Source organism: Bordetella genomosp. 9, from assembly GCF_002119725.1.
Lineage (GTDB): Bacteria > Pseudomonadota > Gammaproteobacteria > Burkholderiales > Burkholderiaceae_B > Bordetella_C.
The window spans coordinates 4,449,713-4,464,124 of record NZ_CP021109.1; the positions used below are offsets into that span (position 1 = coordinate 4,449,713).

12 protein-coding genes are annotated in these 14,412 nt (G+C 67.1%); 4 read left to right on the plus strand and 8 right to left on the minus strand.

Going from position 1 to position 14,412, the window contains the following annotated elements:
* Positions 1 to 148 precede the first annotated feature (148 nt).
* Entirely contained in the window at positions 149 to 1,816 is a 1,668-nt protein-coding gene (locus CAL13_RS20435; RefSeq protein WP_086073387.1) for a GMC family oxidoreductase, read from the minus strand.
* A 186-nt stretch (positions 1,817 to 2,002) separates the two neighbouring features.
* Between CAL13_RS20435 and CAL13_RS20440 the strand changes: the two genes are divergently transcribed.
* Positions 2,003 to 4,189, plus strand: a complete 2,187-nt coding sequence (locus tag CAL13_RS20440) for an NEL-type E3 ubiquitin ligase domain-containing protein (protein ID WP_086073388.1) — start codon at positions 2,003 to 2,005, stop codon at positions 4,187 to 4,189.
* On the opposite strand, the gene CAL13_RS20445 is transcribed toward CAL13_RS20440, so the two are convergent.
* Positions 4,179 to 4,667 carry a GAF domain-containing protein gene (locus tag CAL13_RS20445; protein ID WP_086059030.1) on the minus strand — a complete coding sequence of 163 codons (489 nt, stop codon included), beginning with the start codon at positions 4,665 to 4,667 and terminating at the stop codon, positions 4,179 to 4,181. The genes CAL13_RS20440 and CAL13_RS20445 overlap by 11 nt on opposite strands.
* Positions 4,668 to 4,873: 206 nt before the next feature.
* Between CAL13_RS20445 and CAL13_RS20450 the strand changes: the two genes are divergently transcribed.
* Both CAL13_RS20450 and ubiA read left to right on the plus strand, forming a co-directional pair.
* Positions 4,874 to 6,079 (plus strand): aminotransferase-like domain-containing protein, encoded by a 1,206-nt coding sequence (locus tag CAL13_RS20450; RefSeq protein WP_086059640.1) that lies wholly within the window; start codon positions 4,874 to 4,876, stop codon positions 6,077 to 6,079.
* A 16-nt stretch (positions 6,080 to 6,095) separates the two neighbouring features.
* A complete protein-coding gene (gene ubiA / locus CAL13_RS20455; RefSeq protein WP_086073758.1) occupies positions 6,096 to 7,022 on the plus strand; it encodes a 4-hydroxybenzoate octaprenyltransferase in 927 nt (308 codons plus the stop codon).
* A gap of 8 nt (positions 7,023 to 7,030) precedes the next feature.
* Here the strand turns inward: ubiA and CAL13_RS20460 are convergent, their stop codons facing one another.
* On the minus strand, positions 7,031 to 8,434 hold the full coding sequence (locus tag CAL13_RS20460; RefSeq protein WP_198297874.1) for a DUF1254 domain-containing protein: 1,404 nt from the start codon (positions 8,432 to 8,434) through the stop codon (positions 7,031 to 7,033).
* A gap of 317 nt (positions 8,435 to 8,751) precedes the next feature.
* Between CAL13_RS20460 and panB the strand changes: the two genes are divergently transcribed.
* Positions 8,752 to 9,597, plus strand: a complete 846-nt coding sequence (gene panB, locus CAL13_RS20465; RefSeq protein ID WP_086073390.1) for a 3-methyl-2-oxobutanoate hydroxymethyltransferase — start codon at positions 8,752 to 8,754, stop codon at positions 9,595 to 9,597.
* Positions 9,598 to 9,642: 45 nt separating this feature from the next.
* On the opposite strand, the gene CAL13_RS20470 is transcribed toward panB, so the two are convergent.
* Genes CAL13_RS20470 through CAL13_RS20490 form a run of 5 tightly spaced genes read right to left on the minus strand, consistent with a single transcriptional unit; the run spans position 9,643 to position 14,404 of the window.
* Positions 9,643 to 10,707 (minus strand): ABC transporter substrate-binding protein, encoded by a 1,065-nt coding sequence (locus tag CAL13_RS20470; RefSeq protein WP_420042468.1) that lies wholly within the window; start codon positions 10,705 to 10,707, stop codon positions 9,643 to 9,645.
* The gene (locus CAL13_RS20475) at positions 10,707 to 11,879 is read right to left on the minus strand and encodes an NAD(P)/FAD-dependent oxidoreductase (RefSeq protein WP_086073392.1); all 1,173 of its coding nucleotides are present in this window, start codon (positions 11,877 to 11,879) and stop codon (positions 10,707 to 10,709) included. Before CAL13_RS20475 ends, CAL13_RS20470 begins: the two co-directional genes overlap by 1 nt.
* Positions 11,876 to 13,303 (minus strand): FAD/NAD(P)-dependent oxidoreductase, encoded by a 1,428-nt coding sequence (locus CAL13_RS20480; RefSeq protein ID WP_086073393.1) that lies wholly within the window; start codon positions 13,301 to 13,303, stop codon positions 11,876 to 11,878. The genes CAL13_RS20475 and CAL13_RS20480 overlap by 4 nt, the downstream gene beginning before the upstream one ends.
* Entirely contained in the window at positions 13,296 to 13,613 is a 318-nt protein-coding gene (locus tag CAL13_RS20485; protein ID WP_086073394.1) for a (2Fe-2S)-binding protein, read from the minus strand. Before CAL13_RS20485 ends, CAL13_RS20480 begins: the two co-directional genes overlap by 8 nt.
* Positions 13,610 to 14,404, minus strand: coding sequence for an ABC transporter permease (locus CAL13_RS20490; RefSeq protein ID WP_086059037.1), 795 nt, complete (start codon positions 14,402 to 14,404; stop codon positions 13,610 to 13,612). Before CAL13_RS20490 ends, CAL13_RS20485 begins: the two co-directional genes overlap by 4 nt.
* Positions 14,405 to 14,412 lie beyond the last annotated feature (8 nt).

The following is a 14,412-nucleotide window of genomic DNA, read 5'->3' on the forward strand; positions in this document are numbered from 1 at the left end:
CCATGCGAAGCGGCGCTGGAGCGCGGCATGGTCCGCCTTGCGTCGGACCGCAAAGGCGTCCCCAAGTGAAAACCAGCTCAATCCGAGATCGAATGAGCGCGAGCGTCGGCCGGACGCTCCCGCCGTTGAAATCGTTACGGCCGCGCCATCATGCGGCCAGCGCGCCGGCCGGCGCCGGTTCCACCGCCCGTGCCGGCCGTGCGCGCCTGTCCTCCAGAATCATGCGGGCGCCCTTTTCGGCGATCATGATGGTCGGCGAATTCGTATTGCCGGACGTGATCGTCGGCATGATCGACGCATCGATCACCCGCAGGCCTTCGATGCCATGCACGCGCAGCCGCGGATCGACCACGGCCTGGGCGTCCACGCCCATCCTGCATGTGCCGACGGGATGGAAGATGGTGGTGCCGATGTCGCCCGCCGCCCGCGCCAATTCTTCGTCGCTATCCAGGCTGGCGCCGGGACGGTATTCCTGCGGCTGATAGGGCGCCAGCGCGGGCTGCGCCACGATACGCCGCGTCAGCCGGATGCTTTGCACCGCGACGCGGCGGTCTTCTTCGGTGGACAGGTAATTGCAGCGGATTTCCGGCGGGACCGTGGGATCCGGCGCGGCGATGCGTACATGACCGCGGCTGGTGGGCCGCAGGTTGCACACCGAGGCGGTAAAGGCCGGGAACGCGTGCAAGGGATCGCCAAACTTTTCCAGCGACAGCGGCTGGACGTGATATTCCACGTTGGCCCGCGTCTGCTCCGGGCCGGAGCGGGCGAACGCGCCCAACTGCGACGGCGCCATGGTCAGGGGCCCACGCTTCAGGAAAACGTACTGCAGCCCCATCATGCCCTTGCCCCACAGGGTGCCCGCGATCGCGTTCAAGGTCTTCGCGCCCGTGACCTTGTAAACCATGCGCAATTGCAGGTGGTCCTGCAGGTTCGCGCCGACACCCGGCAGGTCGTGAAGCACCGGCACGCCATGCTCTTGCAGCCAGCCCCCGGGGCCGATGCCGGAAACCTGCAGCAATTGGGCGGAACCGATAGCGCCCGCCGACAGGATTACTTCGCCGCGCGCACGGACCAGGCGTTCTTCGCCGCCGGCGTCGCCGCGGAACCAGACGCCCACGGCGCGCCTGCCTTCGAACGCCAGCCGCATGACATGCGCGCCCGTCACCACGCGCAGATTGGGCCGCTTCATGACGGGCTTCAGGAACGCGCGCGCCGCGTTCCAGCGCACCCCCCGGCGCTGATTCACGTCGAAGTAGTCGCAGCCTTCGTTGTCGCCGCGGTTGAAGTCGTTGATCGGCGGGATTCCCGCCTGGGCCGCCGCCGAGCGGAAGGCGTCGAGCAAGTCCCAGGACAGACGCTGGCGCTCGACCCGCCATTCCCCGCCCACGCCGTGGTAGGGGTCCGCGCCGCCGTGGTAATCCTCGGTCTGCTTGAACAGCGGGAGCACGTCGTCCCAGCTCCAGCCGGGATTGCCGGCGGCTGCCCAGCCGTCGTAATCCTCGCGCTGGCCGCGCATGTAGATCATGCCGTTGATGGAGGAGCTGCCGCCCAGCACCCGCCCGCGCGGGTATCCCAGGTCGCGGCCGTTCAGTCCCGGATCGGGTTGCGTGCGATAGCACCAGTCCGTCCGGGGATTGCCGATGCAGTAGAGATAGCCCACCGGGATATGTATCCAGTGCCAGGTGTCCGGTCCCCCCGCTTCCAGCAGCAACACCCGTGTCGCGGGATCGGCCGACAGCCGGTTGGCAAGCAGGCAGCCCGCCGAGCCGGCGCCCACAATGACGTAATCGTAGGCGTCCTGCGTGTCCCATTCCATGCCATGTCTCCTCGATGTCCGCTTCGCGGCGTGCCTTTGGGCATCGGTTTTTCTCGCGGAGCTATGCGGGTTTTTAGATCACATGGCAGCACAGAGCAAGGCCGCGGGCGGCCGGGTCCTGGCCCGAGGAACCCCTCCCCCGCGGCGGACACTGAGCGGGCTCCATTCTGATGGAGGGAGTTTTACATGCGCATCGGTGCGCTCAACACCGTTCTCGATCTGATTCTGCCGGGCCCGCACCAGCCTCCGGCGCTGTCGACCGGCGGCTCTTTCAGCGACATCCTGCTCGCCGGCGTGCGCGGAGACATATCCGCCCAAGAATCCGCTCAACTTCGATCGCTGCTGGACCGGCTGCAGGCGGATCCGTATGGAAAAATCATTTTCGAAGCGCTGCAGGCCTATCACGATCACTTCCGGCAAGCGCCGGCGATCGTTGTGCGGCGGCATGCGTGGCAGGAACGGCCCTCGCTGAACGACTGTTGCGCGGTCGGCGATGGCTTCCTCGGCATTGGCGCGTCCGCACTTGCGAGCGAATGGCATGTGGATCTCGCGGCCCTGGCCGCAGCCACGGACCTGGAACTGGTGCGAGAGTTCGCCGCCGTCTATTGCAAAACGACGGGCTACCGGATGACGGTGACAGGCGGGACGGATATCTTCCTCTACCGGCCAGACTATAGAGACCGGCCGGACAGCACGTACGAGAAGAAGCTGGACAAATGGGCGGAGTCGGCGTCCGGCGTCATGCAACGCCGCGTGCGCCATCGTGTCGCAGAAAACATCAAGACCGATTTGAGGCAAATGCGATGCTACGGCGGCCTCGTCCACTTCTGCTTCAATCACCTTCTTGAAGCGCTGCGCAGCGGCAATCCAATCGCCAAGCCCGAGCTGTATGCGACCCCTTCCATGCTGGTGCTGCGCGAGTGGGGCAACGACTGGTGGCTGGCCTATGCCAGAAGCGATCGATCAGAGCCGCGCCATCCTCCCCGGCTCGACATCGGACTGAACGAGAAATCTCGTGGCAGGGGCGTCCATGAGACATCGCTGCCGCCGGTGCCTGCGGATCTGCAGGCCTATTGCATCGACGGTTGCCGCAAGCCCGATCTATCGAATCTGCCCTCCGGATTGAAGGTATTCCGTGCGCGGAGCGCCGGTCTCGAAGACGTGCCCCAGGTGCCCGACAGCGTGGAAATTTTGGACATCGCGGAAAACGACATCCGGCAGCCCAGGCGCGCCCTGCCATCGCACATCAAGACGCTGATCATTTCGGACAATCCGTTGCGCAGTCTGCCGCCGCTTCGCGCCGGAATCATGCGCCTGGAAGCGGACCGCACGTGTTTGACGCCTGCGGCGCCGGTGCCGCGCACGGTGGTTCAACCGTCCCTGCGCGGCAACCGGATTCCCGCCATTTCGGACGGCAACCCCGAGCCGCCCCCGGCCGACGTCTCGACGTTCGGACGCACCGCGCTTGCGCCTCAGGCGCCATTGCCCGCGGTCATGATGGCGTGGCTGGACAGCGTGCCAGGGCCGGCGCTGTCCTGGTGGTCGGAATTCGGCGACCCGCCGCACGCCAACGATTTCCGCAAGTTCCTGATCCGGCTGCTCGGCCTGAGATGCTGTGCCGATCCGGCGTTCAGGGCCGATATACAGAAGCTCCTCGTCGATCTATCGGATGCCAGCCGGAAGGATGTGCGTGAATTGATATTCGCCGCGTGCCGCGACGCCACGTCGCGGTGCGATGACCGGGTGGCGTACACGCTGAATCAATTGAAAACCCTGATGTTGAACGACGACATCCGCCGGGGTCTTTATGACGGCCGCGTCGCCGATGCGATTGCAGTCGCCAGACAGATGTTCCGCCTTGCGGAGCTGGAAAAGATCGCGGCGGACAAGGCGGCGACGCAATCGGAGAGCGACCAGATCGAGGTCTACCTGGCATATCAGGTGAAACTGCGCGATGCGTTGGACTTGAGCGTGGTCGTCCCCGACATGCTGTATTACGGCCATTCGCGCTTGAAGGGCGAAGACATGCAATCCGCGCTTGCGGCGGTGCGACGGCGGGAGAAAGAGGGCTTCGAGGAATTCCTGGCGCTGGACTATGACCCGTGGCAAACGTTGCTGCAGCGGCTTGAAGGCGAACGCTATCGGGCGCTGCAGGAAACGCGCCGCCAGGAACTGGAACGGCGCCTGGAACAGGCGTTGGCGCATCGTCTCAACGCGGCGGGACTCGCCGCGGACGACCCGGACGGCCGGCGCACGTTGGGCCGGTCGATTTTTCGCGAAATCTCGCTGGAAATCCTTCAGCCCTTGACGCGCGAGTACCTGGAGCGATTCGGCGCGCGGCCGCAGCGCAATGCCGGGCCGGTCACGTCCTGAGGCTGTCCAGGAAAACGCGGCAAAGCGCTTCCATCCCCAGTCGGTCTTCTTCATCGAAACGGCCCGGCAGGGGGCTATCCACGTCCCACACGCCGACCAGCGCATCGCCCTGAACCAGGGGCACCACGATTTCAGAGCGCGACGCCGCGTCGCAGGCGATGTGGCCGGGAAAGGCGTGCACGTCGGGCACCACCTGCGTCCGCCGTTGGCTGGCGGCGGCGCCGCATACCCCGCGGTCCAGCGGGATGCGCACGCAGGCGGGCTTGCCCTGGAAGGGCCCGACGACCAGCTCCTTGCCGTCGAAGAAGTAAAAGCCGGCCCAGTTCAGGTCGGGCAGGGATTGGAACACCAGGGCCGAGAAATTCGCGGCGTTGGCGATGCGGTCGGATTCGCCGGCCAACAGCCCGCGCGCCTGGCCGGCGAGTTCGGCATAGCGTTCGGTCTTGGTGGCGGCGGTGGACGGTACGGCGGTGAACATGGCAGTGTGCGCGGTGACGCAAGCGTTGCGGCCGGGCCGTCGTGGGGCGCCGGCAAAAGTGGGAGAATACCGCTTTGCCGTCCCTCTGTTACTCTTCCTTCGCATTCGTCTTAACTGCCTTCCCTTACGTGGCCACACGCCCCGGCCGGCTCACCGGCGGGCCGCAGCGCGCGACCGTTCTTTACCGTTCTTTGATGCATACCTCCATGGACAAGCCCTTCGAACCCGAATGTTCCTTTTCTGAACGCGCCCTGCAGCTGACCAGCTCGGCCATCCGCGAGATTCTCAAGGTAACCGAGCGCCCCGACGTCATTTCCTTCGCGGGCGGCCTGCCGGCTCCCAGCGGATTCCCCGTGGACGTCGTACGCGAGGCCTTCGACAAGGTATTGGTTTCGAACGGACGCGCTGCCCTGCAATACGGCCCGACGGAAGGCTACGCCCCGCTGCGGGCCTGGGTGGCCGAAGACCTGAACCGGCAAGGCGCCCGGGTGACGCCCGACCAGATCCTGATCGTGTCCGGCTCACAGCAGGCGCTGGATCTGCTGGGCAAGGTGCTCATCGACAAGGACAGCAAGGTTATGGTGGAAACGCCCAGCTATCTGGGCGCGCTGCAGTCCTTCAGCCTGTACCAGCCGCGCTACGAATCCGTCACTTCCGACGAAGGCGGCCTGGTTCCGGAATCCCTGAATGCGGAAAACACCCAGGGCGCACGCTTCCTGTACGCCCTGCCCAACTTCCAGAACCCCACCGGCCGGACGCTGAGCCGGGCGCGCCGCGAAGCCCTGGTCATGCAAGCCGCCAAACTGAACTTCCCGGTGGTGGAAGACGACCCCTACGGCGAACTGCGCTACGCCGGCGAGCCGCAGCCCAGCCTGCTGGCGCTGGGCGCCGATTGCGGCGCGCACGTCGTGCGCATGGGCTCTTTCTCGAAGGTGCTGGCGCCCGGCCTGCGACTGGGCTATATCGCCGCCCCGCGCCGGCTGATCGACAAGATGGTGCAGGCCAAGCAGGCCACCGACCTGCACACCGCGACGCTGACCCAGATGGCCGTTTACGAAATCGTGAAGGACGGCTTCCTGGCCCGCCACCTGCCCACCGTGCGCGAGCTCTACCGCAAGCAATGCGGCTATATGCTCGAAGCCCTGGACCGCGAGTTCCCGGCGTCGGCCACATGGACCCGCCCGGAAGGCGGCATGTTCATCTGGGTGACTTTGCCCGAAGGCATCGATACCACCCGGCTGCTGCAGCAGGCCATCGAGGAAAAAGTCGCGTTCGTGCCCGGCCAGCCCTTCTACGCCAGCGAATCCGCGCCGCGCAACACCTTGCGGCTCAGCTTCGTTACCGTGCCGGAAGAAAAAATCCGCGCGGGCGTCGCCACGCTGGGCCGGCTGATCAAGGCGCAACTGGGCTGAGGCCGCGGACATGTCCATGCAGCATTCCGGCGGCCGCATCGACCTGAACGACATCGAGTTCGACGACTGGGTGGCGCGGTGGCTGCCGCGCGCCTGGGGGCCCTACGCCCGCCTGTGCCGCCTGGACCGTCCCATCGGCACCTGGCTCACGCTGCTGCCCGCGGTGGCTGCGCTGGCCCAGGCTGCTGGCGGCTGGCCGGACCTGTGGCGCCTGGCCGTGTTTTCGCTGGGCGCCCTGTTGATGCGCGGCATCGGCTGCACCATCAACGATATTTTTGACCGCGACATCGACAAGCACGTCGAGCGCACGCGCTACCGGCCGCTCACCAGCGGCCAGCTGTCGCTGCGGCAGGCTCTGTGGTTCCTGTTTGCGCAACTGGCGGTGTGCGCGTCGCTGCTGCTGGCGATCAACCCGATGAGCCGCTGGCTGGCGGTGGCGTTGCTTCCCATCGTGGTGATCTATCCGCTGTGCAAGCGCTTCACCTATTGGCCGCAAGCGGTGCTGGGCGTGTGCTTCAACTGGGGCATGCTGATGGCGTGGTCGGATACGCGCAATATCGTGCCGCTGGGCGCCATCGCGGTCTACGTGGGCACCATCCTGTGGCAGATCGGCTACGACACCATCTACGCCTACATCGACGTGCGCGACGACCGGCGGCTGGGGCTGCATTCGACCGCGCTGCGCTTCGGCGATGCCGGCAAGCGCTGGATCGCCGGTTTCTACATCGCCACGGTGGCCTTGTGGGCCTGGGGCGGTCATGCCGTCGGCATGGGCTGGCCTTATGCGGCCGGCATGGCGCTGATTGCCGCGCACCTGGCGTGGCAACTGAAAAAGCTGGACCTGAACCGGCCCGAACTGGGTCTGGGCCTGTTCCGCGCCAACCTCTGGGTGGGCGTCATGCTGGTGGCGGCTTCGGTGGCTGGCGGACTCGCCGGCGCATAGCGTTTCCTTCACTGGATCCGCCGGATGGCCGGCGGCATCCAGAGCGATTGCGCGGCATCCTCGCGCGGCTGGTACATGCGGATCACCAGCGTGAACCGGCCGCTTTGCGGCGCGGGCAGCCAGTTGCGCACCTGTTCGCCCGCAGGCTGGGGGTACTGGACATAAACCGTCGATGTCCCGTCGGCCGCCGGCGTCAGGGGGTGCCGGCTGCCCACGGCGTAGACATTGACGGGGTTGTCGTGGAGCTCGCGCCGGTCGTTGTACAGCGTCATCGACCAGAAGGCGTCGGCAGGCGGCAATTGCCCCCGGTCAAAGCGGACCTCGTAGCGGAAGCTGCCATCCAGCGGCCGGCCGTCCGAATCGGTGACGGCGCGCAGCACGATTTCGTCTTCCGGCAAGGGCGTGGCCAATTGCACGCGGGCGGCGCGGGCGCGCAACGCGTAATCGGTGCCGTAGCTGCCCAGTCGCCGATCGGGCATGCGCCAGGCGTCGCCCTGCCGCGGACGCGGCTGCACCGGCGATCGCACGCTGGCCTGGCCCCGCTGCACCCCGGCCTCGATCGCCGAACGTATCTGCGCCGGCAGCCGCGCCATATCGAAGCGCTGGCCTGGCACCAACCCCAGACGCGCCATGCGCTGCAAGATCGGGTCGTCGTTGAAGTGGGAGGCATACCGTCCCGCCAGCTCCGCAAAGGTGGAGAAAAATGCGGCGGCGTTCATTTCCGCGACCTGCTCCACGGGCGCACGCCGGGACAGCGCCACGTCGTACGGCGCATCCACGGGCGTGGCTTTCTTTCCCCAGCGCGACAGGGGCGTGGCCTCCAGCCCCATCTGGAAACCTTGCGCCTGTCCCACGTCCGACGCTCCCCGGAATGCCACGCGCGCGCGCAGCAGGCCGGCGCCGGTCGGCGCCCGGATCGGGGTGACCGACCGCGGCAGCTTGCCTCGCCAGTCCGGCCCCACGATGGCGTAGACGCGCGCGCCGTCGTGGCCGATGCGGCTGCCCAAGGCGGCGAACACATCGGTCCACATATCGGCCAACGTGATCGCGTAATACCGGCCGCGCGCATCCGGCACCTCGATCAGCAACGGCTCCCGCGACACGTCGAACCACATGGATGACCACAGCGTATCCACATCGGGATAGGGCAGGCCGTGCAGCAGCGGATCCGGCGCACGGCTCATGTGGGTAAAGCGGTTGACGGGCGCCCCGCCGCCATAGGCGGTGTCCGGCGCCTGAACATTGGTCTGCACCTTGCGCGCGACGTCCATCAAGACCAGCGGATACGCGTATACGTAGGCGTCGGCGGCGATGTCGCGCGCCTCGCCGGCGTCCATGGGCGGGGCGGCCAGCGCCGGCCGGCCGACGCCCAAGCCGGCGCAGATGACCGCGGCCAGGAGCACGGACAGCATCCGGACCCAACACATCGCACGAGTGCGGGAGCGGCCAGAATGCCGGCCCCGGACGAAACAGCAACGCACAGGCATGCAGGCTTGGCCTCATGGGTCCGCGCGGACCGTCCGCGCGGCTCGAAAAAATTCTACTGAGCGAAAGTCTTAGCACCCATCCCGGAAACGGAGCAAAAAAGGATGACGCCGGCGGGCGGATGGTCCGCCGCCATGACGCCCGAACTTTCACGCCGTCCCAACGCCCGCAGCCGATAGAATGCGCTTTATTGGCGCGCCCCCGTCGCCTCCATCCCCTTGTTCATTACCCTCAAGGCAAGCCTATGTACCCCACCGCCGCGGATGCTGCGCCTCAGGCGCCGCGCAAGCCCATCACCCTGGCCAGTCTCGCCGCCATGCATCAACGCGGCGAGAAAATCGCCATGCTGACCTGCTACGACGCCAGCTTCGCCGCGCTTCTGGATGCCTGCGGCGTGGACATCCTGCTGGTTGGCGACTCGCTGGGCAATGTGGTCCAAGGGCAATCGTCGACGCTGCCCGTAACGCTTGAACAAATGGTCTATCACACCGAATGCGTGGCGCGCGGCAACAAAACGGCCTGGGTATTGGCGGACCTGCCCTGGGCGAGCTATCACGAATCCCCGGCGCAAGCCTATGCCAGCGCCGCACGCCTGCTGTCGGCGGGCGCGCAGATGGTAAAGATCGAAGGCATGGACGGACACACGCCATGGATGTCCGAGACGGTCGCTTTCCTGGCCGAGCGCGGCGTGCCGGTCTGCGCGCACATGGGCCTGACGCCGCAATTCGTGCACGCGCTGGGCGGCTATCGTGTGCAGGGCAAGGACGAGGCCAGCGCCGCGCATTTGAAGCAGCAGGCGCGGACCATGCGCGATGCCGGCGCCAGCATGCTGCTCTATGAAATGGTGCCGGCGGCGCTGGCGGCCGAAATCACGGCCGAAGCCGGGATTCCCACCATCGGCATCGGCGCCGGCCCGGGATGCTCGGGCCAGGTGCTGGTGCTGCACGACATGCTGAACGTCTTTCCCGGCCGCAAGGCGCGCTTCGTCCGCAATTTCATGGAAGGCGCCGGCAGCATCCAGGACGCGGTCCGCGCTTACGTGCAGGCGGTGAAGGACGGCAGCTTCCCGGCGGCCGAGCATTGCTACTGATCGCACGAGAGCCGTGCATGGGCGAGGATGCGCCAAAGCGCCGCATCACCGTTCCACCGTGCGGTTCCAGCGCGCATTGAAGGCCGCGCGCGTGGCATTCACCGCGTCCCAGTCCAGCACCTTCACGGTCTCCATATAGGTCTGGAACTGCTTGAGCATGTCCTGGTTGCCGGCGTCGGCCTGCACGGTGCGGTTGGACGGGAAATGGCCGCCGTACTGCAGCGCGTTGGCCTGGGCCTGCGGCGACAGCAGATACAAAGCCAGCTTTTGCGCCAGTTCCGGTTCGCTGTTCTTGGCGACCACGCACTCGCCCACCATCAGCAGCACGGACCCTTCTTTCGGCTGGGCATATTCCACGGGAATATCGCGCTTTTTCAGGCGTGCGATGGCAGTGGGCGTGAGCGGGAAGATCGCTGCCTCGTCGGATTGGATCATCTCCGCCAGCTTCGCCGAGTTCGGGATGTACTCCAGCACGTTGGGGCCGATGGTGTCCGGCCATTTCTTGAAACCGGGATCGACGTGCTCGTCGTCGCCGCCCTCGATGCGGTTGAACATCAGGAAGGCATGCAAGCCGAACGTGCTGCTGGCGGCGGACTGGAACACCACCTTGCCCTTGTACCTGGGATCCGCCAGGTCCATCCATGAGTTGGGCGGCGCCCAACCATTCTTCTTGAAAATGCGCGTGTTGTAGCCCAGGCCCGTCATGCCCATATCGATGCCGGCCGCCATGCCGTCCTTCATGACGGCGGCCGGATACAGATCCTTCAGCACGGGCGCGTCCTGGAGCTTCTCGCACAGTCCCATGGACACCGCGCGCGCCATGACGCCGTCGTCCAGGAACATCACATGCATCTGCGGCGCGTTCTTGTAGGCCTGGGCCTTGGCCAGCACCTCGGTCGATGTGCCCGGCACGACGACGATCTTGACGTTGTTGGCCTTTTCGAAGGCGGGGAAAACGTGCTGCGTGAAGGCGCGCTCCATATCGCCGCCGTTCATGCCGACATACAGGGTTTTCTGCTGCGCCGAGGCGCCGGCCGACAGCGCGGCCAGCATGACGGCGCCGGCCAGCCAGCGGCCGGGGCGGATTTTTCTGTCGCGATTCCGATTCATCATGTCGACTCCAGCGTGTGCCCATGGGCCTGTGTCGCGCTATCGCCGGCCGCATGAGCGACGGCCGCGTAACGATCGATGCGGAATGCATCGATGGGGATATCGGTGTGGCCGGTGGCGGCCAGGTCGGCCAGGACCTCGCCGGCGGCGGGGCCGATCTGGAATCCCGCGCCCGAGAACCCGAAGCCGTGCAGCAGTCCGGGCGTGGTGCGGCTCGGGCCGAGCACCGGGTTGTGATCCGGCATGCTGCCCTCCACCCCCGACCAGAAGCGGATGACGTGCGCGCCGCGCAAGGGCGGCAACAGGTCGGCCGCCCTGCGCAACAGCGTGCCGATCTGGGCATGGCCGGGACGCGCGAAGTCGGGGCCGGCGGGGGCGCCGCGGCCGCCGCCGATCACGCAGTTGCCGCGGTCCACCTGGCGCGCGTAGATGCCGCCGCCCTGCACGCCAAGGCTGACGGTCATGAAGCGCGGCAGCGGCTCGGTCACCATCATCAAGGGATGGATCGACGTTTCCGGCACGGTTTCGCCGAACGCGGCGGCGATGTCCCGCGCCCACGCGCCGGCGCAGTTCAGCAGCATCCGCGCGCGAACTTCCAGCGCATCGCCGACACGCAACACGAAGCCGTCGCCGTCATGGGTCACGCTGTCCACCCGGGCGTGTTCGCGTACCGTTGCGCCGGCCCGGCTCGCGGCCAGCGCGAAGGCCGGCGATACCAGGCGCGGGTTGGCATGGCCGTCCGCGGGACACAGCGATCCGCCGACCACACTGCGTCCCAGCCACGGAAAGCGGCGGTCCAGCGCCGCGCGGTCCAGGATTTCCAGATCCATCCCGAAGCCGCGCGTCGTCGCGCGATAGCGCTCCAGCGCCGCCATATCCGCTTCGCTATAGGCCAGCTTCAGATGGCCGGACCGCACGTACTCCCCGCCGGTGCCGATCAGGGCGTGCAGCTGCCCCCACAGCTGATGCGCGCGCCGCGCCAGCGGCATCTGCTCCAGCGCACGGCCCTGGCGACGCACGCCGCCGTAGTTGACGCCGCTGGCCTTGGCGCCGCAGGCGCCGGCCTCCAGCAGCGTCACGGGAATGCCGCGGCGGCGCAGGAACAACGCGGCGCTGGCGCCGACAATGCCGCCGCCGATGATGGCGACCTCGGTCTGCGCGCGCTCGATCATGGCGCCGCCTGCATGCCGGTATCCGCGGCCGCTTCCCCGTTCACGGCGGAAAACAGATGCACCGGAATGGGTTTGACAGGCGGCTGCGGGCGCAGCCGGCCGACGTCCGGCAGCGGCAGTCCGCTCGCTTGCGCCAGCACCTCGGCCGCCGCCGCGCCGCACATCCTGCCCTGGCAACGCCCCATGCCCACACGGGTCAATGCCTTGCCGCGATTGAGTTCCGCCGCGCCATGCGTGCGTGCGGCCTCGCGCAACAGCCCGACCGTGATTTCCTCGCAGCGGCAGAGCACCACGCCGTCGTCCAGCGATGCCGGCCAATCCTCGGGAAAGGGAAAGGCCCGCTCCAGCGCATTGCGCAATCGCTGCTGACGCGCCAGGCCGCGATCCAGCCTGCGCACGCGCGCCGCATCAACCGGCCGGCCGATGTCTTCCAACAGCGCCAGCGCGGCGCGCTCTCCCGCCAGCTCCGCGGCGTCGGCGCCCGCGATGCCGGCGCCATCGCCGGCCAGATACACGCCCGGCGCCGAAGAACGGCCGGCGGGGTCGCGTTCCGGCAGCCAGGCGCGATCGCGCGGGTGATACGCGAAACTGCAGCCCGCCAGCCCGGCCAGCTGCGTTTCGGCACGCAGGCCCAGGCCATAACCGAGCGCGTCGCACGCAATACGCAGGGGCTGGCTGCCGGTCGCATCGTCGCGGCGGCAGACGACTCCGGTGACCCGCTCGCGCCCCACCACATGATCCGGCCGCACCCCCCGATACATCGGCACGCCATGCAAACGCAGCCATGCCATGGTGTAAAAGCCCTTTGCCACCAGCGATGGCGACCGAAGCATGCCGGGCAGCGCCGCCCAGCCATCGGCTGTCCTGGCCGTGTCCAGCACCGCCGCCACGCGCGCGCCCGCCTTCGCATATTGATACGCGACCAGGTACAGCAGCGGACCGGTGCCCATGAAGGCCACGCGCTGGCCGATGCCGCAACCCTGGAACTTCAAGGCCACCTGTGCGCCGCCCAGCGTGTAGACGCCCGGCGTCGTCCACCCCGGAAAAGGCAGAACGCGATCGGTCGCGCCGGTCGCCAGGATCAGATGCGTATAGCCGACGGTGTGATTGCTGCCATCGCGCAGCACGTCCAGCACGCCGTTCTCGCAATTCCACACCAGCGAACCGGGCCGGTAGTCCACGTCGGACGCCAGTGACCGCATCGCCGCGTGCAGGCGCGAGGCCTTGCGATGTTCGAAGCCGTACAGCTCGCGCGGGCCCCGCCGGAAATTCGGGGGCGGCTGGCGGTAGATCTGCCCGCCAGCGCGCGGCGCTTCGTCCAGCACGATGGGACGCAGTCCGGCTGCCGCCAGCGTCTGCGCGGCGCGTATGCCGGCCGGCCCGGCGCCGACGATCACCGCTTGGACATCCCGTCCGTCACTCATGGCGATGTCCCTTCCCGATGGACGAAAGCAGCCGCATACCCGGCGCGATAAAGGTGGAGCAAGCGCGCAGCCGCGTACCGTCTTCCAGCATCATCCAGCAGTCCTGGCACGCGCCCATCATGCAGAAGCCCGCACGCGGCTCGCCGGAAAACTCCGTTTCGCGCAGCCGGTTGCCTTGCGTCAGCACCGCGGTCAGCACGGTATCGCCTTCCATGGCGTGCGCGGGACGCCCATCCAGCACGAAGGCCACTGCCGGCCTGCCAGCCTCGGTCAGCCGCGTCAGCAGCGGCGCCGCATTTGCATCGTTCATCGCTGCCCCACCAATACCCGGTCCAGCCCGTACACCCTGTCCAGCAACAGCATGGCAAGGGCCGTCAGCGCGATCACCATCGCGGAAACCGCCGCCATCATCGGGTCGATCGATTCCGTCGCGTACATGTACATGCGCACCGGCAGCGTGACGGTCGTCGGCGCGGTGATGAACACGGACATCGTGAGCTCGTCGAAACTATTGATGAAGGCCAGCAGCCAGCCGCCGAACACGCCAGGCACGATCAGCGGCAAGGTGACCTTGAAGAAAACCGTGGCGCGGCTGGCGCTCAGCGACAAGGCTGCGTGCTCGATGGAGCGATCGAAGCCCACCAGCGACCCGACCAGCAGCCGCAGCACATACGGCGTGACGATGATGACGTGGCTGGCCACCAGCCACGCGAAGCTGCCCGTCGTGCCGATCAGCGCAAAAAAGCGCATCAGCGCCACACCCAGCACCAGATGCGGAATCATCAACGGCGACAGCAGCAGCCCGTTCAATGCATCCCGTCCCGGAAAGCGATAGCGCGTGATGGCGCTGGCGGCGGGCAAGGCAAGGCAGACGGCCAGGGTGGCCGACAGCGTCGCAAGCAGCAGGCTGTTGCGAAAGGACTGCATGAAGTCCGCATGCTCGAAAAGCGCGTGGAACCAGCGCAGCGAAAAAGAGGTCGTCGGGATGCTGAGCGTGGAGGCCGGCGTAAAGGCAACCAGGCAGACAATCACGAGCGGCGCCAGGACGAATGCCACTACCAGGGCATTGAAGGCAAGCGCCAGGGGGCCGTTCTTCAGCATGCAGTTAC